Source organism: Rhizobium leguminosarum (assembly GCF_019798305.1).
GTDB classification, from domain to species: Bacteria; Pseudomonadota; Alphaproteobacteria; order Rhizobiales; family Rhizobiaceae; genus Rhizobium; species Rhizobium leguminosarum_U.
In genome coordinates this window covers 81522-104529 of the sequence record NZ_JAAXDD010000011.1, presented here as the reverse complement: position 1 = coordinate 104529, position 23008 = coordinate 81522, and the positions used below count along the sequence as shown (strand labels likewise).

Below are 23008 nucleotides of genomic sequence, written 5' to 3'. Positions count from 1 at the left end.
ACGCTGAGGAGAGACGATGACTAGTGCCATGGACCAAGATATCGATGCCGTTCTTGCCCATGTGGACAAAAGCCTCGATGGCAGCCTGGCGCGGCTTTTCGAGCTGATCCGCATTCCAAGCGTCTCGACCGACCCGGCCTATCGCGATCACTGCCGCACTGCTGCCGAATGGCTGAGCCGCGATCTCGCTGCCATCGGCTTCGAAGCATCGGTGCGCAAAACGACCGGCCATCCGATGGTCGTCGCCCATGAAAAGGCGGCATCCGGACCGCATCTGCTGTTTTACGGCCATTACGATGTCCAGCCGGTCGATCCGCTGGCGCTGTGGACGAGCGATCCGTTCGAGCCGCGCATGGAAGCCTTGCCGAACGGCGATACCGCGATCGTGGCGCGCGGCGCGTCCGACGACAAGGGACAATTGATGACCTTCGTCGAAGCCTGCCGCGCCTGGAAGAGCGTCACCGGAAAACTGCCGGTGCAGGTAAGCGTGCTTTTCGAAGGCGAGGAAGAGGCCGGCAGCCCGAGCCTCGCGCCCTTTCTGGATGCCACGGCAGACGAGTTGAAGGCCGATGCGGTTTTCGTCTGCGACACGGATATGTGGGATCGCGAAACGCCTGCCGTCACGACGATGCTGCGCGGTATCTTTAGTACGGAAATCGAAGTCACCTGCGCCGATCAAGACCTGCATTCCGGCATGTTCGGCAATGCCGCGCGCAATCCACTGCAGGTGCTGTCAGACGTGGTTTCGAGCCTGCGTCGCGCCGATGGCAGCGTCGCGGTCGAGGGTTTTTATGATGGCGTGAAAGAGCTCCCGGACGCCATCAAGGCCCTGTGGAAAAGGCTGCCCTTCGATGAGGAGGCCTTTCTCGGCGATATCGGCCTGAGAGATCCGGCCGGCGAGGCAGGCCGTTCCGTCCTCGAACAGATCTGGGCGCGGCCGAGCTGCGAGATCAACGGCATGAGCGGCGGTTATACAGGCGAAGGCTTCAAGACGGTCATTCCGGCGAAGGCAAGCGCCAAGATTTCGTTTCGCCTGGTGGAAGGACAGGATCCCCAGGCGATCCGCGATGCCTTCCAGCGGCACGTGCGCGCACGTATCCCTCAGGATTCTTCGGTCAGCTTCAGGGATTACGGGCTTTCGCCGGCAACGGTCATGCCGATCGACAGTCCGTTTCTCACCAGAACGCTTCAGGCGCTTTCGTCAGAATGGCAATGCGAAGCGGCCCTTGCCGGCACCGGAGGCTCGATCCCCATCATCGGGGAATTCAAACGCCGGCTCGGATGCGATGCCCTGCTGGTCGGCTTCGCCCGCTTTGACAACCGCGTCCATAGCCCGAACGAAAAATACGATCTCTCCAGCTTTCATAAAGGCATACGATCCTGGGTCCGCATCCTGGCGGCCCTCGCCGACTGACGCGAGTGTACCGCGCCGCGCGGCTTTTCGGGAGCCGCAAAGGGCGCTGTAACACTTTGAACTGCTGCATTATGCAGTAGGCTATGGTGCAGCAAGCGCCCCACATCACCACCGATACCGAGGCAGCAGAGACCACCGATGACGATAACCGCTCCCCGCGATTTCCTGAAAGGCCTGTTCGACGCGGCGGTTCGCGCCGCCGATCCGCTGACCGGCATCAAGGCGCATCTGCCGGAAAGGCCGAAGGGAAGGACCGTGGTGATCGGCGCCGGCAAGGGCGCGGCGCAGATGGCGCGGGCGCTCGAAAGCGTCTGGGACGGACCGCTCGCAGGTGTGGTGGTCACCCGTTACGGCTATGGCTGCGAGACACGCGGCATCGAGATTATCGAGGCCGCACATCCGGTGCCGGATGCGGCTGGCCTTGCCGCCGCAAAGCGGCTGACGGAGACGGTAAACGGGTTGACGGAAGACGATCTGGTGATCGCGCTGATCTGCGGCGGCGGCTCGGCGCTGCTGCCCGCCCCACCGGACGGGCTGACCCTTGAAGACGAGATCGCGCTCAACGAAATGCTGCTTGCCTCGGGCGCGCCGATTTCGGCGATGAATGTCGTGCGCAAGCATCTCTCCACCATCAAGGGCGGCAGACTTGCGGCAGCGACCGAAGCGAGGGTCGTCAGTCTGATCGTCTCCGACATTCCCGGCGACAACCCGGCCCATGTCGCCTCCGGGCCGACGGTCCCTGATGGTTCGACACGGCACGATGCGCTCGAGATTGTCAGGCAATACGGATTGCAATTGCCGCAGGCAGCACTCGACCATCTGAACTCGCCGAGGGCCGATGCACCGCGGCCGGACGATCCGGTCTTCTTGCGGCACGCGCATCACATCATCGCCTCCGCCGGCGTTTCGCTGGAGGCCGCCGCGGCCTTGGCGAAGTCGCAGGGGATCGAGCCGGCGATCCTTTCCGATGCGATCGAGGGGGAATCGCGCGACGTGGCGCTGGTGCATGCGGCGATTGCCCGCGAGGTATTGGGCCGCAACAGGCCGTTTTCCAAGCCGGTCGTCATCCTTTCCGGCGGCGAAACGACGGTGACGCTGAGAGCCAAAGGCGGCAAGGGCGGACGCAATGGCGAATTCGCGCTCGCCATGGCGCTTGCGATCGACGGACATGAGGGTATTCATGTCCTCGCTGCCGACACCGACGGGATCGACGGCTCGGAGGATAATGCCGGCGCCTTTGCGGATGGCGGCACGGTGAGGCGCTTGCGCGCCGCCGGGCTCGATCCGCGCCGGCTGCTCGACGGCAATGACAGCTATTCGGGCTTTGCGGCGACCAGCGATCTCTTCGAAACCGGCCCGACCGGAACCAATGTCAATGATTTCAGGGCGATCCTGATCCGTTAGAGCAATTTCAGGAAAAGTGCGAAGCGGTTTTCCGTCCGGAATTGCGTAAACAAAAGCAGCCGGCCGCCGGCGGCGCTGGCGGATCAGGTCTCGATCCGCCCCTGCCCGACCAGCCAACCCACGGATTCCTGCACCGCCTGCAGGGAGGTGTATCTCGGAGTGTAACCGAGCAGGCGTCCGGCTTTTGCGATCGAACAATTCGGGCTGCGGGCGATATGTTCCCAGGTCGCCTTCGCATCCTCAGCCGTCTGACTTTCGGCCCAGGAGTCGAAGGGGGCGAAGCTGAGCTGCGGCTCGTGCCCGAACCAGCGAGACATGGATTCGGCATAACCGCGAAGGGTCAACGCCTGCTCCGAAACCGCGTGGAAACTTTCGCCGGTCGACGCATTCCAGTTGGCGATCGCATCCATGAACATCGCCGCCACGTCATCGGCATGGACGTGATGAACGGTCTCCAAGCCGAAATGGGGCAGCGCCAGGGTCTCTCCGCGGGCAAGGGTTGAAAAGACCTGCAGGTTGAAATTGCCGGCCGGATTGAGCGGCGTCCAGCCGGGACCGACAATGTGCCCGGGATGGATGATGGTTGCCGGAAATCCGCGAAGCCTTGCCTGCTGCAGCAGATAGGTTTCGATTGCCGCCTTCTGCGTCCCGTAGTCGCCGAAGGGAAATTTCGGCGTCTCCTCCAGCGTGGGTACGACCGTCGAATGGCCATGCGTCCAGATCGTGCCGGTATGCAGGAAGTGACCGACATGCCCCGACAGCGCCGTCACCAGATGCTCGGCACTTTCCAGCGTGAAGCAGATCATGTCGATGACGATGTCGGCTTCCAATGCACGCACGGCCGGGCCGAAATCACCCGTCCGCTCCATGGCTGCCCGATCCATCTGACGCTGATCGACGGCAGCCCAGGCGTGGTTTGCCGTATAAGGCTTTGCCGTGCCGCGGCTGATCGTGACAACCTCGTGACCGGCTTCCACCAGACGGGGAACGAGATAGGTTCCGACATGGCCCGTTGCTCCGATTACCAAAACCCGCATTATCGTTCCTCCCTTGGCATTTCCGTGTTGAATATGCTGCGCTTAGGCGATCCTGCAAGCAGACTTTTCGTGATCAAGGAGCTGGAAAGCCCCGCTATCGATTCTTGAAAACCAGACAGGTGCCGCCGTGTTTGCGGATCTGACTGCAGAGGTCGTTGGCTTCCATGCGCGTCTGCCGGCCGATGCGGGCAGCATAACGCGGCCGAAAACCGAAGCTGCGATCGCGCTGGCGCAAGATCAGCGGCTGCTCCGCATTCAGGGGCGCGGGCAGATCCTGCACGGCATCGAGAAACATACGCCGGGCCACCGCGACATTCGCATTCGCCGCAAGCTGGACGCCCCAGGGCGCCCATTCACCCTCCTGACGCCAGGGCGTGTCCTTCAACGTCCGTCTCTCCGCAAGCGCCACGCAGCCATCGAGGAAGGACTTGTCCTTGTCGAGCGGGGCGGCCGCATCTTCTGGTGGGTTATCCTTCCATTCCTCGACCGTATGCGCGGTGATCGCCATGACGTAGCCACGCGTCTCGTAAGGTAATCTGCCTGACGCAAGGTAAGTGGCAAGGCCGTTTTCACCGGCATTATAGGCGGCGGCGGCAAGGCCGAGATTGCCGAAACGATTGCGCAATTCGTCGAGATACTGCGCCGATTTCCGCAGCGCTTCCAACACCTGGTAGCTGTCTTCGAGACCGCGCAGTTTCGCCGTTCCGGGCATGAACTGCGCAATCCCCTGGGCTCCCTTGAAGCTGACTGCATCGGGGCGAAAGGTGCTTTCTCGCCAGATGAGACGGGCGAAATAGTCCGCTGGCAATTGATTGGCGCTGGCGAAATGCTCGATCGCGACGCAAAGGTCGTAGTTGAAACTGTCTTTCCGGATGCAGAGCGTCTCACCCGATCCCGCCGCCGAAGGTCCCGAATACAAGCAGGCCGGCGACCCGGCGCTCCCCTCAGGCTGGGCCTTTACTGTGTCCACGGCGGGAAACAGCAGACAGAGCGAAAGCATGGCCTTCGTCGATCTCCTCGCAATGTCGGACTGACGCTTTCGACGTATCATCGGATCTCGGCGGGTTCGAACTTCCATCGCGACGCTGGATTCTAGATACCATTGATGAAGGCGCGACGCTTCCCCCATTTCCATACCTGCACCCGAATTGGTGCCGGGGGCGGTCACAGGTTTCTAATTTCACCACCGATTTTGGAACAAACATATTCGACCTGCCATGGTCGTAGCGTCATCCTGTTTGCCAGGAAATCCCGAGCGAACGAGGATAAGCAGATGATTGATCTCCACTACTGGCCGACGCCGAACGGCAAGAAGGTTTCAATCTTCCTGGAGGAAACGGGCACGCCCTACCGGCTGGTGCCGGTCAATATCGGCCGTGGCGACCAGTTCAAGCCTGATTATCTCAAACTCAACCCCAATCACCGCATGCCTGCCATCGTCGATCACGCGCCTGCCGATGGCGGCGGTCCGTTGAGCGTCTTCGAATCCGGTGCGATCCTCTTCTACCTCGCCGAGAAGACCGGAAAATTCTGGCCGCAGGATCCGCGCGGCAAATACGAGGTCACGCAATGGGTGATCTGGCAGATGGCGAACCAGGGGCCGAAACTCGGCGAGGCCGGTCATTTCCGTCGCCTTGGCGATCGCGAAGGAGATCAGTCCTATGCGGTGCGGCGCTTCACCGACGAAGCCAACCGCCTCTACGGCGTTCTCAACATGCGGCTTCGCGACCGGCGCTATCTTGCCGGTGACGAATTCACCATCGCCGACATCGTCAGCTATCCCTGGACCGTCAACTGGCAGGCACAGGGTCAGGACATCGACGAGTTCAAGCATTTCAAGCGATGGTTCGAGGAGATCGGCGCAAGGCCCGGCGTCCAGCGCGGCCTTGCGGTCGGCGCCGATCTCGGCACCGACAACAGCAAGCTCTCCGAAGAGGAACAGGCGCGCATCCGCAAGATCCTCTACAACCAGCGCGCCCTTCCCGTCCCGGATTGAGCACCGGCCCGGCCAAGGAAATTCGCTTCTCCGAGCTTCGCCTTGTTCAGGCTGCTAACGGATCTGCCTTGGCGGTCGCAAAAGCTCTTGCACCTGCATCACGACCAAGGATAACCATATGGTGACAGCCGAGCCGGCAGTCAGCCCGAGACCGGTTCCGGTTTCACGGCGTTGCAAATCACCTGCCCGAGGGGCCAGGCGGCTTGGGTAGCAGCTGGCGTTGCGACTTGGGGTGTGACAAGCAATGGCAAGACCTGTAATCGGCATCATCGGGAACGCCCGCATCGTCGAAAGCCGCTTCTCGACCCAGCTTGTCGGAGAAAACAATTTGCGAGCCGTGGCCGATGTCGCCGAAGCGTTACCGCTGATGTTTGCCGGCAATCCTAAACTGGCCGATATCGCGGATCTGCTGGCTGTCGTCGACGGCATTCTGCTGACGGGTGCCAGAGCCAATGTCCATCCCAGCCGATTCAACATGGTGCCGGATCCCAAGCATGAGCCATATGATGAGGATCGTGACGGGCTGGCGCTGCCATTGATCGAAGCCTGTGTTGCGCAAGGCGTTCCTGTTTTCGGCATATGCCGCGGTTTTCAGGAAATGAATGTCGCCGCCGGAGGCTCGCTGCATCCCGAAATCCGGGAATTGCCCGGACGCATGAACCACCGAATGCCGCGCCTGGAAACCGGTGAGATCCATCCCGACCCTGCCATCGTTTTCGGCGATCGACACGACGTTCAGCTCGTTGCGGATGGGATGTTTGCGCGTATCCTCGGCCGGGAGACGATCCGGGTGAATTCCCTGCATGGACAGGGCATCCTCGAGCTCGGCGAGAGGGTCGTTGCCGAAGGCATTGCCGAGGACGGGACGATCGAGGCGATACGGTTCAAGGACGCGCCGGGATTTGCTCTGGGTGTACAATGGCATGCCGAATACGATCCGCAAACCAACCCTGTTAATCGTGCGCTGTTTCAGGCATTCGGCGATGCGGTGAGAGCCCATCAAGCCATCGCTTGGTCTGATCAGTAAAAAGCCGCCGCGAAGTGCTTTCGCGGCGGCTTGGGGGATGGCTTGAAAGCAGTCGTCAGGCCGTCGGCTGCTTGGTCTTTCTGAGATAGGGCAGAACCGTATCGAAGGAGCCGAAACGCGTGATCGCGTCTTCGTTGGAAACCGCGGCGGTGATGATGACGTCCTCGCCCTGGTTCCAGTTCGCCGGTGTCGCCACCTGGTGCTTGGCCGTCAGCTGGATGGAATCGATGGCGCGCAGGATTTCATTGAAATTGCGGCCCGTCGTCATTGGATAGGTCAGGATCAGCTTGATCTTCTTATCGGGACCGATGATGAAGACCGAACGCACCGTCGCGTTGTCGGCAGGCGTGCGGCCTTCCGAGCTCTCGCCGGCGCCGGCCGGCAGCATGTCGTAGAGCTTGGCGACCTTGAGGTCCTTGTCGCCGATCAAGGGATATTCGACGTCGAAGCCGGTGGCGGTCTTGATGTCGTTCTTCCACTTGGCATGGCTTTCCACAGGATCGACGGAGATACCGATGATCTTGGCGCCGCGCTTGGAAAACTCTCCTGCAAGGCCGGCCATGGCGCCGAGTTCGGTCGTGCAAACCGGCGTGAAATTCTTTGGATGCGAGAACAATACGGCCCAGCCGTTGCCGATCCAATCATGGAAGCTGATCGGTCCCTGTGTGGTGTCGGCAGTGAAATCGGGGGCAATGTCGTTGATACGTAAACTCATGGTCGGCCCTCCAAAGCCTTGTGTTAAATGTTGTTCATCCCAATCGAGGTCATGGGATCCGTCCGCCGGAAACGGTTGCTAGATTGCAGTCATCAGGATCGCGCCGGCTAAAGGTAAAAACGTCCCATCCCAGAATTTTCAGTAAGTCATATACCACGATCACCGAAGGCATGCTCTTTCGATTTCCGGCCTGCTCCGGCATTATTTTTCCGGCAAGTCCGCGGGATGACAAGACCGAGGGTTTTTCCATTAGGTCTCGTTCAAGCTGCAGGAGGACCGCCCACTCGCTCAAGCGGCCTGGACCGATTTGATCCTGTCGATGCCGCCGACAACAGGCGCGAAATCGTCCCACACACCCTGGGCGCCCTTCTGCCATTCGTCGAAGGCTTCCGGCTTCAAAAGCTTTCCGCCGTTGGCAAGCGCCGTCTCGACGGATTTGGCTTCGTCGTCGACGATCAACTGGTTGAAATAGGCAGCCCCTTCGCTGGAAGCCTGCTGGAACACCGCCTTCTGCTCGTCGTCGAGGCCGGCCCAGAAGGTCGAGGCATAATAGATGACGCCTGATGCCCAGATGTGGCCGGTCTCCGTCATGTCTGGCACGACCTCGTAGAGCTTGAAGCCGGCATAGGCCGATTTGGTCAGGTCCATCGCGTCGGCGACGCCAGTTGCGAGCGCATTATAAGTCTCGGTGATCGGAATGCCGATCGGCGTCGTGCCGAATGCGCTCCAGAGCTTGGTGTGCAGCGGGCTCTGGATGACACGGATGCGCTTGCCCTTGAGCTGCTCCGGCCGCGTCACCGGTTCCTTGGTCAGGAGATGGCGGGCGCCGTAATTGATGAAATCGCCGACGACGAAATTCTGCGCCTGCAGTTTCTGCTTAAGATCGGCGCCGACATCGCCACCGACGGTCTTGCGAACATGGTCGGCATCGCGGAAGAGAAAAGGCAGATCGAGGATCTGCACTTCCGGCGCCCAGCCGGAAAGCGAGGAGACCGTCGAAAGACTGGCCTGGATGGAACCGAGACGCACGCCTTCGGCCACTTCCTTCTCGCCGCCGAGCGCACCATTCCTGACGATATTGAACTTGAACTGGCCGGGAAGCTTCGCTTCGACCAGTTCGCCGATCTTCACCCAGATCTTCGTCTCCGGCTTGTCGTCGCCGAGCAGCGAAGCAATCGTGATCGTCGTCGTGCGGGCGGCAGCCGTGCGGACGAAGGCGGGCGCTGCAAGCGCCGTTCCGGCGAGAGCTGTCGTCTTCAGGAAATTGCGTCGGTTGAGATTGTCCATGGGGTTGTCCTGTTGATTAGAAGATGATGGCCCAGGCGCAGAGGATTGCGAGCGAGACCAGGAGAGCGAGCAGATAGGGAACCACCGCCCGAAAGAGCTCCGAGGCAGGAATGCGCGTGACGCCGCTGACGACGAAGATCAGCATGCCGAGCGGCGGCGTCAGCCCGTGGATCATCAGGTTGACGACGATGATCACGCCGAATTGGATGGGATCGATGCCGGCGGCAACCGCTGCTGGCAGCAGGATCGGACCGAAGAGCAGGATCGCGGCGCCGATATCGAGAACCAGGCCGACCACCAGCAGGATGACGTTCGACAGCAGGATGACCGCAAGCGCACTGCCGCCGAACGCCGTCGTCAGATGCGAGATCAGCCCCGACACGTCGTCGACCGCCAGCAGGAAGGCAAAGGGGCCGGCCGTGCCGATGAGGAGACCGATCGCCGCCGCTTCAACGGCCGCCTGGCGAAAGGCGGCATAGAGCGAGAGAATGCCAAGGCGCGCACTGATGCCGAGCAGCAACGTGTAGAAAGCAGCAAGTGCTGCGGCTTCCGTGGTGGTGACGATGCCGATGCGGATGCCGACGACGACGATGATGCCGAGCCCGAAAGCCGGGATCGCCTGGACCGCCGATTGCCAGCGCTGTTTCGCATTTGCGCGTGGCAATGGCACCTGTTCGCTGACCGTCAGATGGATTGCGACCGCCAGGCATATGGCCATCAACCCGCCAGCAAAGAAGCCGCCGACGAGCAGCGAGCCGACGGAAAGATTGCTGGCCGTCGCAAGAATGAGAAAGGCGATCGACGGCGGGATGACATTGTCGAGAACCGATGTCGAGGCGATGATCGCCGCTGCCTGCGCCGGCCGGTAGCCGTGTTTGACCAGCTCGGGCTGGAAGGTCGATGCGCCGAAAGCGGCATTTGCGACCGAAGAGCCGGAGGCGCCGGAAAAGAGAACGCTGGTGAGCAGAGTCGTCTGCGCCAACCCGGCCCGGCGATGACCGATCATGGCGGCGGCGAAGCGCACGAGCTGGTTGGCGACTCCGGAGGCCGTCAGCAGCCCGCCGGCGAGCAGGAAGAAGGGGATGGCGAGCAGCAGGAATTTCGAGATGCCGGTGACGGTCGCGGAAACGATCGCCGGCTCCGGCAGGCTGCTGCCGAAGGCGATGACGACATAGGCTGCGGCAAGAAAAGCGTGCGGCAGCGGCGCAGCAAGCACGAGGCCGACCGCGGCGATCAGTCCGAGAAAAATGCTCGGCGGCCTGTCGAGATCGAGCGCGACATGCGGAATGCCGGCATAGAGCGCGACACCGACGGCAAGCGAGAGCAAAACCGGCAGGATCCTGCCTTCAGCGATGCGTTGCAGAAGCAGCACGACGAGGATCAGCGCGCCGCCGGCGCCGAGGAAGCCGAAACGGATCCATTCCGGCACGCCGAGCGTCGGCGAGACGCCGCCAAGCATCGTCATGATCTCGCTACCGCCGAAGCTCAGGATCAGCGCCGAAAGCACGGTGAACACATCGGCGCCGATCGGCGTCACCTTCTGCAGGCTTTCCGGCAGCATCTTGACGAAGACGTCGAGGCGCATGGCAAGCGCGCTGTTCAGGCTGAGCGGCGCGCCGAGCGCGATCAGACCCACATGCAGCCAGATACCGAGATCCTCGGCGCCGATGAAGCCGGCGCTGAAGAAATAACGCAGGCAGACGGTGACGAGCACCATGACGAGCAGCACCGCGAGAACGAGTGCCGCCGAAATGCCGAGAACCGCTTCGATCGCTCTCAAGGCGCGCGCGGCAAGTCCGTTATCCAGAGCAGTCCGTTCGATCGGATGAAATTCGCTGGTGGCCACAAAACGTACCTTCTGACTTCCCTGCTAACATCGAGCCGCGGCAGCTCCTTTTCGCCGAAACGATAGGTTTCCTCAAGCAGCGGATGTTGGAAAAGATGAAAGTATCGACAACGGCCGATCAGGCCGGTTTCTGGCGGCCATAGAGCAGGAGCATGCCGATGATGACGGCGCCGTAGATGAGCTGGCGGCCGGCCTCCTCGATTTGCATTACCGAGAGGATGGATTGCAGCAGCGTGATCAGGATGACGCCCGCCACCGTTCCGAGGTAGGAACCTTTGCCGCCGAGCACATGCGTGCCACCGAGAACGACGGCCGCGATCGACGGCAGCAGATAGGCGTCGCCCATGGATTGCGATGCCTTCGACGCATAACCCGCCAACAGAACGCCGCCGAGCGCACTCAACCCTCCTGAGATGACGAAGGCCAGAAGCGTGATCCGGCGGGTGTCGATACCGGACATGTACGCGGCGCGCTCGCGGTTTCCGATGGCGTAAAGGGATCGGCCGAAGGTCGTGCGCGTCAACGTGAAGACCGCGGCCAAGCCGACGCAGAGCCAGACGAGAACGCCGTTCGGAAGTCCCGGAATGGTGTAGCCGGTGGCCAGGAACCGCATGGCCGGCGAGGCCGAATCTTGCGGGGAGAAGCCGCCGGTGTAGACGACCATCAGTCCTTGCGCGACGGCATTGGTCGCCAGCGTGATGATCATCGAGGGAATGCGGAGATAGGCGACCGCCAGGCCGTTGACGAGACCGATCGCAGCGCCGCAGAAAATGCCGAAGGGGATCGCCAGAACCGAGCCGGTCGTGCCGTAAGCGGTCGCGGCGCAGGCCATCATCGCGCCTGACGTCACCACCCAAGGCACCGACAGGTCGATCTGGCCGAGCAGGATGACTGCCATCATGCCGGTGGCGATGACGCCGAGGAACGAGGCCACCTTCAGCTGCTGCAGCAGATAATCCGGCGACAGGAAATTCGGCGAATAGATCGATCCGGCGAGCAGAAGCAGGATGATGCATCCGAAGGCGGTCGCCACCGCCGGATCGACGCCGCGCAGGCGCGTGGGAATTCGAAGCTGCCGCATGGAGGATGCGTCCTCGCTCATTGAAACCACTCCAATCGATTGCGGACCCTGGAAAGACCGATGCAGCCGATCCCGATCGCCAGCATCAAAACCACACCCTGGAACAGCGGCTGCCAAAGCGGATCGAAATCGAAGACGAAGAGCAGGTCGCCGATCGTACGAAAGGCCAAAGCTCCGAAGACAGCGCCGACGGCGCTTCCCTTGCCCCCCGCAAGGGAAACGCCGCCGAGCACCACCGCCGCGATCGAATAGAGCGTGTAGGCGTTGCCGCTCGCAAACGCCGCTTCGCCGGTGTAGGAGAAAAAGGTGAGATAGAGCCCGCCGATCGCCGAAAGTAGTCCGCCCAGCGCATAGGCTGTCAATTTCGCCCGCTTGACGGGCATTGCCGACATATAGGCGGCGTTCTCAGCCGACCCCACCGCATAGGCCGCCCTGCCGATCGCCGAGCGGCTGAACGGCACCCAGATGACGACAATCACGGCGAGAAGCACGACGAGGCTTGCCGGAACGACCCCTAGGAGTTTCGAGGTGAAGGCATCGGCCAGATCCTCGTTGACAGAACCGCCGGGTGTCGGTCGCAGCAGGAGCGCCAGCCCGTAGAAGATCGCGCTGGTCGCGATCGTGGCCACGATAGGCTGCAGCCGGCCGAAGATGATGATGAGCCCGTTCAGCATGCCGCAGCCGAGCCCTGCGAGCAGCACGACGACGGCACCCGCTCCGGTTTGCAACGGCGTGCCAACGACAAGCCAGGATGCAAGGCAATTGCAGAGCACAAGAACCATGCCGGCTGAGAGATCGATGCCGGCGGTGATGACGACCAAGCACTGCGCCATGGCGACGAAGGCGAGCAGCGTCGCCTTGTTCGAAGCCGTCTGCACGACGTTGGGCGTGAAGCCCGCCGGGTGGTTCGAGACGTAGAGGGCGAACATGGCGACGAAGAGGAGTGCTGCAAATAGCGTTCCCTTCTGCTGCGCATACCAGAACCGCCGGTCGCCGGAAGCATGCTTGTTCATGGGGCAATCCTTTGCGCTACGTGGTCGCCGGCGATGTTGAGAGCTGCGCCGATCAGTTCGTGCTCGTTGATCTCGGCGCCTTCGAGCTCGCGGATGATGCGGCCGTCATACATGACGAGCACGCGGTCGCAGCAGCCGATCAGTTCATCGTAGTCGGTGGAATAGAAGATGATCGCCGCGCCCGCATCGGCAAGCTTGTGCAGCAGCAGATAGATTTCCTGCTTGGTGCCGACGTCGATGCCGCGCGTCGGATCGTTGAGCAGGATGATACGCGGCCGGTTCATCAGCCATTTGGCGATAACCACCTTCTGCTGGTTACCGCCGGATAGTGCGGCAACGGGCATGTCGATCGTCGCGGCCTTGATCGCCAACAGCTTGAACAAATCGTCGATCTCGCGTCGTTCGGCCGCCCGATCGATGACGCCATTGCGCGAGACGCGGTCAAGGGCTGCAATCGACAGGTTCTCGCGCACCGTCATCGGCAGCATCAGCCCCTCGGTCTTCCGGTCCTCGGGGATCAGCGCCATGGATATGCCGCCGGACTTGGCATGACGGGGGCTTTTCAGCGTCACCGGCCTGCCGTCGATCGCGACTTCGCCCTTCACGTCGCGCAGCACGCCGAAGAGGGCCAGCAGCAATTCGCGCTGTCCCTGCCCGTCGAGCCCCCCGACGCCGATGATCTCGCCGGGCCTGATATCGAAAGTGATGCCAGAAAGCCGGTCACCCCAGGAAAGGTCGAGGCAGGAAAGGACCGGTTTTTCCTCTCCGCGATGGGCCGGTTTCGGCGGAAAGACATTGCTGTATTCGCGGCCGATCATCAGTTCAACCACCTGCTGGTCGGTCTTCGTGCCGGCCGGATAGGATTCGATGCTGCGGCCGTTGCGGAAGACCGTGCACTCATCCGCCAGCTGGGCAATTTCGTGCATGCGGTGGGAGATGTAGATCAGCGCCATTCCCTCGGCGCGCAGGCGCTTCAATACGGCAAAGACCTTTTCGACATCCGATTGCGTCAGCGCCGAGGTCGCCTCGTCGAGGATCATCAGCCGTGGCTTGCGGGCAAGCGCCTTGGCGATCTCGACCATCTGCCGCCGGGACAGGGGTAGATCCTTGACCAAGGCGGACGGATGAATGTCGGAGGCACCGGCCCGCGCCAGCGCTTCCTCGGCGATCCGCCGTTGCCGGCGCCGGTCTATCATGCCGAATCTCAGCGGCGGATTGCTGATGACGATGTTGTCGGCGACGGAGAGGTCTGGGATCAGCGAAAGCTCCTGGAAGACGCAGACGATGCCCGCCGCATTGGCGGCGGCCGGCGAGGCGAAGGCGATCTCCTTGCCGTCGAGCAGCATGCGTCCTTCATCTGGCGCCACGACGCCCGCCATGATCTTGATCAGCGTCGATTTGCCGGCGCCGTTCTCGCCAAGGACGGCATGGATCGCTCCCGGCCGGATGGCGATATCGGCATCCTTAAGCGCGACAGCACCGCCATAGCGTTTCGATATGCCTTCCGTGCGGAAAAGCGGTTCGGACAAGGTCATGCGTCCAGCCTCCATTCGGTCTATCACCTTCGAGATTGCGGGTGCGAACACCCGCAATCAGATCCGGAGGACGGCTGCTATTGGTTCTCTTTGGACTGCCCCATGATTTCCTGAGCGCTGAAATTGATGCCGCAGGTGGGGAAGGAATTGCCAACGAAGAAGTTGTCGGACTGGGTGGGATAGTAATCCTCGCCTTCCTTGAAATCCGGATCCGAAACAATCGCGGTCGGCAGCTTGACGGCCTGCGGCACGACCTGACCCTCGAGTGCTGCGATCGCCGTCTTGATGGCGACGGCGACCTGGGCCGGGCCAGTGCCGGCGGACGAGCACTTCAGGCCGTCGGCGGCATGGGCAGCGCAGAATTTGCGGAAGCCATTTTCCGTCTCACCGCCGAAGGGCACGAAGGGATGCTTGGCATCGATCATCGCCTGCACGACGCCGGTATCGCCGCCCTGCGCAGTGATGCCATCGAACGGGCCGTTGGTGGCGATCGCGTCAGCCGTCGCCTTCTGGGCAACACCGTCATCCCATTTTCCGACGACCTCGGTTACCGTGAACTTCTTGCCCGAGGCGTCCAGGGTTTCGTGGATGCCATTGTGGCGATCCGTATCGACCGACGTACCGGCGACGCCACGCACTTCCAGCACCTTGCCGCCGCTCGGCAGATGTTTCACCAGCCAGTCGGCCCAGAGGACGCCGAGACCCTTCTGGTCGACGTTGACGTTGATCGCGTCCTTGGTATCGAGGATGTTGTCGAAGGCGACGAGAATTACACCGGCCTCCTTGGCGCGCTTGATCACCGGCCCGAAAGCGGTCGGGTTCTGCGCATTGACGACGATGGCATCATAACCGGCATCGATGAAGTTGTTGATGGCGGAAATCTGCGCCGGCACATCCTCGCCTGTCGAGACGACCTTGAACTCCTTCAGCTTGGCTGCGACGTCGGGCTGGGCGGCATAGGCCTTGGCTGTCTGCACCATCTGGATTCGCCAGGTATTGGCGATGTAACCGTTGGCGAGCGCGATGCGATAGGGGCCGTCCTTCTTTGGATATTGCAGGAACTGTGTGTCGGCGGCCCACGGCACCATGCAGCCGGGCTCGGCGGCTGGGCCGGACACGACCTTCGGTTCCGCGCTGGCCGCGCCGCAGAGCAGCGCAAGCGCGGACACGGAAAACGCGGCAATGCGAGCCAATTTGGCTTCTTTCACCTTAAACATGAATGTTCTCCTCCTCAGGCGGACCTAGCCGCCTCTCCTATGCTTTGATTTGCATACTTGGTCCCGGAAGGCTCCACCCCATCCCTTTCCGGTACAATTTTAGGTTAACATAGTTGACAGCGCTGTCAAATCGTATCTGCTAGCGCTGTCAACAACATCAATGAGCAACTGTTCTCTATTTTTAAAGAATATGAGAATCAATATTCTGTGACGAAAAGCGGGACTTGCATGCGGCGGATAACACTTGATGACGTGGCAAATCTTGCCGGCGTCAGCCCGATCACAGTTTCGAGGGTGCTGCGCAAGCCCGATGCGGTCTCGCCAGGCCTGCGGCTGCGCGTCGATGCCGCCGTCAAGGAACTCGGCTATGTGCCGAATATTGCCGCGAGCCGCCTCGCCTCCTCGCGCACGCATGCGATCGGCGTCATCGTTCCGACCCTCTACAACGTTATCTTCGCGGAATATCTGTTTGCGCTTCACGAGGTGCTGGTCGCCGCCGGCTTCCAGGTGATCGTCGTCAACAGCCGCTATTCCGAGATCGAGGAGGAAAACGCCATCAAGGCATTACTCGGGCAAAGGGTGGAGGCGATCATCATCGCCGGCACTCATCACACGCCGCTCTCACGTCAGCTTCTCGCCCAGGCTCGTCTGCCCGTTGTCGAGACCTTCGAGCTCTCTCCAAACCCGATCGACCTCAACATCGGCATGTCGCAGGAGCATGCCGGGCAAACGGCGACGCAGCACCTGATCGAACGGGGTTTCCGCCGGATCGCCTTCCTGACCGGCAATCTCGACCACCGCGCCCAGTCGCGTTTCGACGGATACCGGCTGGCGATGCAGGAGGCGGAGCTGCCGAATCTGGAGATCATCGCCGAGAAGCCCCGCCATAGCTCCGTGGTAGTCGGCTCCGACCTCTTCGCCATGACGCATGAACGTGGCGACGTGCCGGAGGCGATCTTCTGCACTGACGACAATCTGGCGCTCGGCGCCATGCAGGAATGCCGCAAACGCGGCATCCGTGTGCCCGATGACATCTCGATCATCGGATTTCACGATCTGGAATTCGCCGCCTGCGCCGCACCCTCCCTCTCCTCGATCGCGACTCGGCGTTTCGAAACCGGAAAACTCGCGGCCGAAAGGGTGCTTGCCGCTTTGAATTCCTCCGTGGTATCGAGGGCCGAGCAGATCGACCTCGGCTTTGCCTTGATTCTGCGCGAAAGCACGGCAATCTGATCATATTTTATGCATACTTAGTTTTTGCACATTTTTCAGGCTGTCGGCTTGCCAAATTTGCTGCGCTGCGTCATGATTATAATCATGACGCATCTCGATCTGACAATTCTGGTGATCGACGAAAATGCCATACGCGCCTCCATCATCGAAGAAGGACTGCGCGAGGCAGGGCATGTGCGCGTCACCGTGGTCCACGAGGTCAACGGCATCGCGCGAATCATCGAAACGCTGATGCCCGACGTGATCATCATCGATATCGAGAATCCAAACCGCGACATGATGGAGCATCTGTTCCAGCTGACGCGCACGGTCAGCCGCCCGATCGCCATGTTTGTCGATCGCTCCGACACGGCCTCGATCGAGGCTGCCGTGGATGCCGGGGTCTCGGCCTATATCGTCGACGGATTGAAGAAGGAACGCGTCAAACCAATCCTCGACATGGCCGTCAGCCGTTTCAATGCCTTCAACCGGCTACGGCGGGAGCTTGCCGATGCCCGCTCCGCGCTCGAGGAACGCAAGCTCATCGAGCGCGCCAAGGGCATATTGATGAAGATGCGCGGTCTGTCGGAGGAAGAGGCTTTCGCCCTGCTGCGCCAGACAGCGATGAACGAAAAGAAGAAGATGTCGGAAATCGCCCAGAGCGTCGTCACTGCCGCGGGGCTGTTGATGTAATGGCCGACCTGATGAATTTCCGGAGGAAACCGGAGTGGATATGATAACAACGACCTCCAACTCCGGCGGCGACATGCCCTCGCCCGTGCGGGTGAACAACGAAGGGCCGAGAGTACTGCGGGCCGGCTTCATTCCGCTCGTCGATGCATCGGTGCTGATTGCAGCGGCGGAATTCGGCTTCGCGCGGAAGGAAGGCCTGACGCTCGATCTCGTCAAGGACGTCTCCTGGGCGAATGTGCGCGACCGCCTGGCATTCCGCCAGTTCGACATTGCCCACATGCTGTCGCCGATGCCGGTGGCCTCCATGCTCGGTCTCGGCTCCAATCCCTCGCCGACGATCACGCCGTTTTCGCTGGGGCGCGGCGGCAATGCGATCACGCTGTCGACGCGGCTCTTCGACAGGATGCGGGATGAGGCGGGATTGCAGGAAACGGCAAGCGCGCTCGACAATGCCCGCGCCCTGGCAAAAACATTGGCGGCAATGAGGGCGCGCGGCGAGCCGCTGCCGACTTTCGGGGTCACCTATCCCTTCTCCTCGCACAATTACGAATTCCGCTACTGGCTGGCAGCCGGCGGCATCGATCCCGACAAGGACGTCAAGCTTGTCGTGGTGCCGCCGCCCATGACTTCGGATGCTCTGGCAGCCGGTGCGATCGACGGTTTCTGCGTTGGTGCGCCGTGGAACATGGTCGCTTCGGAGCGCGGCGTCGGCCGCATCGTCGCCGCCAAGCAGGACATCTGGCCGTCGGCACCGGAAAAGGTAATCGGCATGCGGCCGGACTGGGCGGAAAGCCATCCGGAAACCGTTTCCCGACTGATCGTGGCCCTCGACGCGGCAGCGCGCTGGTGCGACCGGCCGGAAAATCACGACGCGTTGGCGGCAGCTCTTGCCGACCCGCGCTATATCGCTGCCCCCGTCGAGATTATTCGCCGTGTGGTCGCCGGCGAATTCAGCCTCGACGCAAAAGGTAACCGCCGCATCATCACCGATTATTTCATGTTCCATTCCGGCTTCGCCAATTATCCCCGGCCAAGCCATGCGCTGTGGATTTACAGCCAGATGATCCGCTGGGGACAGGCCGAGGTCAGCCTTAACATGGCAAGGGCCGCAGCATCCGCCTACCGCCCGGATCTCTATCGCACGGCTCTGGGTGACGACAACGCACCCGAAGATGCCGACATCCGCATCGAAGGCAGTGACGATGGCGACCATTTCATGGACGGTCACGTCTTCGACCCCGCGAGGCTGCCGGACTATGTCGCAGGTTTTGCCGTCAAAAGCGCCCTCCCCTTCGATTGTAGCGACGAGGTATAACCGATGCCGGCCTGCACAAAACGCCAGCACGCATCTGCCTGCCTCACGACAAGCGCACAAAATATTTGCATGATTGGGTGGCGGCCTGAAAAACAAGCAGCCGGCACATTTCAGAAAACGTCATTTATATTCAGTAGTTTGCATGACGGACACCAAACTGGCACGCAGCTTGCATCGTCTTTATTGCACCGGTCAATGGCGATCAGCGCAGCATGAGCGTGCGATAGACGCTCACCGAAGACACAGAGATTACTCTTCAGATTGAAGAGGTAGGTTTTAGCCTGAGTAATCTGGCCAACAGATTGCCTCCAGGCAAGTGGGCAGAAGGCCCAAGAATTCGGCGTCCAACGGCGGGCGCCACCAGCAAAGCCGCTGATCAGGATATTTCGCGCACCTCGTCTATGCGCGTCCTGACCAGCGGCTTTTTGTTTTAACCCTCAGCGATGGATCGGCACGACCTTGTCGGGCCTCGGAGAAGTTATGTCTGTCATCGAGAAATCACAGCCAATGTCGGCCGGCGAACCAGCCAAAGCATTGTGGATCTCCACTGTAGCCTTCACCCTCTGTTTTGCCGTGTGGACGATCTTCGCGATCATCGGCATTCGCATCAAGCAGGATCTCGGGCTGAACGAGGCCGAGTTCGGATTGCTGGTCGGCACCCCCGTCCTTACCGGTTCGCTCGTGCGCATCTTTCTTGGCATCTGGACCGGGCGCTACGGCGGCCGTCTCGTTTACACGCTCACCATGCTGGCCGCCGCATTGGCGACCTTCCTGCTCTCCTACGCCCAGACTTATACGCAAATGTTGATCGCCGGGCTCGGCGTCGGCCTCGCCGGCGGCTCCTTTGCGGTCGGTGTCGCCTATGTCTCGCCTTTCTTCCCGGCCGAGAAGCAGGGAACTGCGCTCGGCATCTTCGGTGCCGGCAATGTCGGCGCGGCTGTGACCAAGTTCGCCGCCCCCTTCGTGCTGCTCGCATGGGGCTGGCAGGCGGTTGCCGAGATCTGGGCCGTCTGTCTGGCAGTGATGGCACTCGTCTTCTGGTTCACCACGACCGATGATCCGGCCTACCGTCTCCGCCGCGAACGCCGCGTCGCCACCAAGAGTTTTGGCGAGGAATTCGCGCCGCTGCAGAACGTTCAGGTCTGGCGCTTTTCGCTCTACTATTTCTTCGCCTTCGGAGGCTTCGTCGCCCTGTCGCTGTGGCTGCCGCGCTACCTGGTCGGCGTCTATGGCTTCAACCTGGAAACTGCCGGTATGATCGCGGCTGCCTACTCCATCCCCGGCAGCATCTTCCGCGCCTTCGGCGGCGTGCTGTCGGACAAGAAGGGCGCGCGCAGCGTGATGTACACGATGCTTGCCGTGTCGGCCGTCGCCACCCTCATTCTTTCGCTGCCGGCTGCTTCGCCCGGGACGGGTCCGGCGTTCGGCATCACCCCCGTCATTTTCATCGTCGTCATCTTCGTGCTCGGCTTCTTCATGAGCCTCGGCAAGGCTGCCGTCTACAAGCACATTCCGGCCTACTACCCCGAAAACGTCGGCGCCGTCGGCGGCATCGTCGGGATGATGGGCGGTCTTGGCGGCTTCATCCTTCCGATCGCCTTTGGCCTCCTCAAGGACATGACCGGCCTTTGGTCCAGCTGTTTCCTGCTGCTCTTTGCAATCGTCGTGATCTCTCTCATCTGGATGCACCTGTCCGTCAAGCAACTGTCGCGCCAAGGGCACTCGGCGCCCGTGGCTGCAACCTGATCTAAGGACCTGGAAATATGACCGAAAAACTTGTCATCATCGGCAATGGCATGGCGCCCGGGCGCATGCTGGAGCACCTCTTCGAGCAGGCGCCGGGTCGTTACGAAGTTACGATCTTCAATGCCGAGCCGCGCGTCAATTACGACCGCATCATGCTGTCGCCGGTTCTCTCAGGAGAAAAGGACTACGAGCAGATTATCATTCACGGCGACGGCTGGTACATCAAGCATGGCATCATGCTCTACAAGGGCCACAAGATCGTCAACATCGATCGCGCCGCCAAGACCGTGACCTCCGACCACGGCGTCACCGAAAGCTACGACAAGCTGGTGATCGCAACCGGTTCCGTGCCCTTCATCATTCCCGTTCCCGGCAAGGATCTGCCCGGGGTCATCACCTATCGCGATCTCGACGACGTGCAGGCGATGCTGCTTGCCGCTCAGTCGCGCGAAAAGGCTGTCGTCATCGGCGGCGGCCTGCTTGGCCTCGAAGCAGCGGCCGGCCTTGCCCAGCGCGGCATGGACGTCACCGTATTGCACGTCATGCCGACGCTGATGGAGCGCCAGCTCGACCCCGCCGCCGGCTATCTGCTGCAGAAGGCAGTCGAGGAACGCGGCATCAAGGTCATCTGCAAGGCGAATACCAAGGCGATCGTCGGCAATGGCAAGGTCGAAGGCATCGAGCTTGATGACGGCCGCATCATCCCGGCAACGCTGGTCGTGATGGCCGTCGGCATTCGTCCGAGTGTGGGCCTGGCGAAAGACGCCGGCATTGCGGTCAATCGCGGCATCGTCGTCGATGCCGGCATGCAAACCTCGGACGGCGATATTCTCGCGCTCGGCGAATGCGCCGAGGTAGGCGGCATGGTCTATGGCCTTGTTGCGCCGCTCTATGAAATGGCCCGAATCGCTGCCGCGCATCTCTCCGGCGATCGCTCGCCTGCCTTCGTTCACGCCGATACGCCGACCAAGCTCAAGGTCACCGGCATCGAGCTTTATTCACTCGGCGATTTCGCTGATGGCGACGACCGCGAGGAGATCGTGCTGCGCGATGCCAGCGCCGGCGTCTACAAGCGCCTGGTGCTGAAGGACAATAAGATCATCGGCACCGTGCTTTACGGTGAGACCGCCGATGGCGCCTGGTTCAACGACCTGAAGAAGAAGGCGACCGATATTTCGGAGATGCGCGAGACGCTGATCTTCGGACAGGCCTATCAGGGAGGGTCGCCGCTGGACCCTATGGCGGCCGTTGCAGCCTTGCCGGATGACGCGGAGATTTGTGGCTGCAACGGCGTATGCAAGGGCAAGATCACCTCAACGATTTCAGGCAAGGGGCTGACGTCGCTCGACGACGTGCGCGCCCACACGAAGGCATCCGCCTCGTGCGGCTCCTGCACCGGCCTCGTCGAACAACTCATGGCGCTGACGCTCGGCGACAGCTACAATCCGGCTGCGGTCCAGCCGATGTGCACCTGCACCGAACTCGGTCATGACGATGTTCGCCGGCTGATCAAGGCGAAAGGTCTGAAGAGCATCCCTGCCGTCATGCAGGAACTCGAGTGGAAGACCTCCTGCGGCTGCGCCAAATGTCGGCCGGCGCTCAACTATTACCTGGTCTGCGACTGGCCGGATGAATATGCCGATGACTACCAGTCGCGGTTCATCAATGAGCGCGTGCACGCCAACATCCAGAAGGACGGCACCTACTCCGTCGTTCCGCGCATGTGGGGCGGCGTCACCAATTCGAACGAGCTGCGCGCCATCGCCGATGTCGTCGACAAGTTCGAGATCCCAATGGTGAAGGTCACCGGCGGCCAGCGCATCGACCTGCTCGGCATCGAAAAGGAAGACCTGCCCGCCGTCTGGGCGGATCTCGGCAAGGCCGGCTTCGTCTCCGGCCAGGCTTATGCCAAGGGTCTGCGCACCGTGAAGACCTGCGTCGGCTCCGACTGGTGTCGCTTCGGCACGCAGGATTCCACCGGCCTCGGCATCCGGATCGAAAGGTTCATGTGGGGCTCCTGGACGCCGGCCAAGCTGAAGATGGCTGTCTCCGGTTGCCCGCGCAACTGCGCGGAAGCAACCTGCAAGGACATCGGCGTGATCTGCGTGGATTCCGGTTTCGAGATCCATTTCGCCGGTGCAGCCGGTCTCGATATCAAGGGCACCGAGGTCCTTGGGCTTGTCCGGACCGAAGACGAGGCGCTGGAGCATATCGTGGCGCTGACGCAGATGTACCGCGAGCAGGCCCGCTATCTCGAGCGCATCTACAAATGGGCCAAGCGCGTCGGCCTGGAGGAAATCCGCCGCCAGATCATGGGCGATGCCGAAAAGCGCAAAGCCTATTACGAGCGCTTCGTCTTCTCCCAGAAATTTGCCCAGGTCGATCCCTGGTCGGAGCGTGTTTCCGGCAAGGACAAGCATGAGTTCAAGCCGATGGCGACGATCGGCTATCCGCAGGCTGCAGAATAAGG

At 61.5% G+C, this 23008-nt stretch carries 19 protein-coding genes; 9 read left to right on the top strand and 10 right to left on the bottom strand.

Annotated features, from left to right (window positions below):
- The first annotated feature begins 16 nt into the window (after positions 1–16).
- Together HFO99_RS20365 and HFO99_RS20360 are read left to right on the top strand one after the other, a co-directional pair.
- Complete coding sequence (locus HFO99_RS20365; protein ID WP_222363198.1) at positions 17–1414, top strand: dipeptidase; 1398 nt, start codon at positions 17–19, stop codon at positions 1412–1414.
- 138 nt (positions 1415–1552) lie between these two features.
- Positions 1553–2818, top strand: coding sequence for a glycerate kinase (locus tag HFO99_RS20360; RefSeq protein WP_222363197.1), 1266 nt, complete (start codon positions 1553–1555; stop codon positions 2816–2818).
- Between the two features lie 83 nt (positions 2819–2901).
- Here HFO99_RS20360 and HFO99_RS20355 read toward each other — a convergent pair whose 3' ends face one another.
- Positions 2902–3855, bottom strand: coding sequence for an NAD-dependent epimerase/dehydratase family protein (locus HFO99_RS20355; RefSeq protein WP_222363196.1), 954 nt, complete (start codon positions 3853–3855; stop codon positions 2902–2904).
- 94 nt (positions 3856–3949) lie between these two features.
- Positions 3950–4933, bottom strand: coding sequence for a lytic transglycosylase domain-containing protein (locus HFO99_RS20350; protein ID WP_222363195.1), 984 nt, complete (start codon positions 4931–4933; stop codon positions 3950–3952).
- Positions 4934–5128: 195 nt separating this feature from the next.
- Between HFO99_RS20350 and HFO99_RS20345 the strand changes: the two genes are divergently transcribed.
- A complete protein-coding gene (locus HFO99_RS20345) occupies positions 5129–5851 on the top strand; it encodes a glutathione binding-like protein (RefSeq protein WP_222363194.1) in 723 nt (240 codons plus the stop codon).
- Positions 5852–6095: 244 nt separating this feature from the next.
- Positions 6096–6878, top strand: coding sequence for a gamma-glutamyl-gamma-aminobutyrate hydrolase family protein (locus HFO99_RS20340; RefSeq protein ID WP_222363193.1), 783 nt, complete (start codon positions 6096–6098; stop codon positions 6876–6878).
- A 55-nt stretch (positions 6879–6933) separates the two neighbouring features.
- Here HFO99_RS20340 and HFO99_RS20335 read toward each other — a convergent pair whose 3' ends face one another.
- The 8 genes from HFO99_RS20335 to HFO99_RS20300 all read right to left on the bottom strand — a co-directional run bounded on the left by HFO99_RS20335 (position 6934) and on the right by HFO99_RS20300 (position 15572).
- Positions 6934–7593, bottom strand: a complete 660-nt coding sequence (locus HFO99_RS20335; RefSeq protein WP_017964008.1) for a peroxiredoxin — start codon at positions 7591–7593, stop codon at positions 6934–6936.
- Between the two features lie 49 nt (positions 7594–7642).
- Positions 7643–7843 (bottom strand): hypothetical protein, encoded by a 201-nt coding sequence (locus tag HFO99_RS20330; RefSeq protein WP_222302537.1) that lies wholly within the window; start codon positions 7841–7843, stop codon positions 7643–7645.
- 38 nt (positions 7844–7881) lie between these two features.
- Positions 7882–8880, bottom strand: a complete 999-nt coding sequence (locus tag HFO99_RS20325) for a TRAP transporter substrate-binding protein (RefSeq protein ID WP_222252829.1) — start codon at positions 8878–8880, stop codon at positions 7882–7884.
- A 16-nt stretch (positions 8881–8896) separates the two neighbouring features.
- Complete coding sequence (locus HFO99_RS20320; RefSeq protein WP_222363192.1) at positions 8897–10726, bottom strand: TRAP transporter large permease subunit; 1830 nt, start codon at positions 10724–10726, stop codon at positions 8897–8899.
- 118 nt (positions 10727–10844) lie between these two features.
- On the bottom strand, positions 10845–11828 hold the full coding sequence (locus HFO99_RS20315) for an ABC transporter permease (protein WP_222363191.1): 984 nt from the start codon (positions 11826–11828) through the stop codon (positions 10845–10847).
- The gene (locus HFO99_RS20310) at positions 11825–12820 is read right to left on the bottom strand and encodes an ABC transporter permease (protein ID WP_222363190.1); all 996 of its coding nucleotides are present in this window, start codon (positions 12818–12820) and stop codon (positions 11825–11827) included. The genes HFO99_RS20315 and HFO99_RS20310 overlap by 4 nt, the downstream gene beginning before the upstream one ends.
- Complete coding sequence (locus HFO99_RS20305; RefSeq protein ID WP_222252833.1) at positions 12817–14355, bottom strand: sugar ABC transporter ATP-binding protein; 1539 nt, start codon at positions 14353–14355, stop codon at positions 12817–12819. Before HFO99_RS20305 ends, HFO99_RS20310 begins: the two co-directional genes overlap by 4 nt.
- A gap of 77 nt (positions 14356–14432) precedes the next feature.
- Complete coding sequence (locus HFO99_RS20300) at positions 14433–15572, bottom strand: sugar ABC transporter substrate-binding protein (protein ID WP_162118437.1); 1140 nt, start codon at positions 15570–15572, stop codon at positions 14433–14435.
- 228 nt (positions 15573–15800) lie between these two features.
- Between HFO99_RS20300 and HFO99_RS20295 the strand changes: the two genes are divergently transcribed.
- The 5 genes from HFO99_RS20295 (at position 15801) to nirB (ending at position 23006) form a co-directional block, all read left to right on the top strand.
- Entirely contained in the window at positions 15801–16805 is a 1005-nt protein-coding gene (locus HFO99_RS20295; protein WP_222363189.1) for a LacI family DNA-binding transcriptional regulator, read from the top strand.
- Positions 16806–16889: 84 nt separating this feature from the next.
- Positions 16890–17477: an ANTAR domain-containing response regulator gene (locus HFO99_RS20290; protein WP_032982374.1), complete on the top strand. Its 588-nt coding sequence runs from the start codon at positions 16890–16892 to the stop codon at positions 17475–17477.
- A 34-nt stretch (positions 17478–17511) separates the two neighbouring features.
- Positions 17512–18792 (top strand): CmpA/NrtA family ABC transporter substrate-binding protein, encoded by a 1281-nt coding sequence (locus tag HFO99_RS20285; protein WP_222363188.1) that lies wholly within the window; start codon positions 17512–17514, stop codon positions 18790–18792.
- 480 nt (positions 18793–19272) lie between these two features.
- A complete protein-coding gene (locus HFO99_RS20280) occupies positions 19273–20538 on the top strand; it encodes an MFS transporter (protein WP_222363187.1) in 1266 nt (421 codons plus the stop codon).
- A 17-nt stretch (positions 20539–20555) separates the two neighbouring features.
- The gene (gene nirB, locus HFO99_RS20275) at positions 20556–23006 is read left to right on the top strand and encodes a nitrite reductase large subunit NirB (RefSeq protein WP_064251202.1); all 2451 of its coding nucleotides are present in this window, start codon (positions 20556–20558) and stop codon (positions 23004–23006) included.
- Positions 23007–23008: the final 2 nt, after the last annotated feature.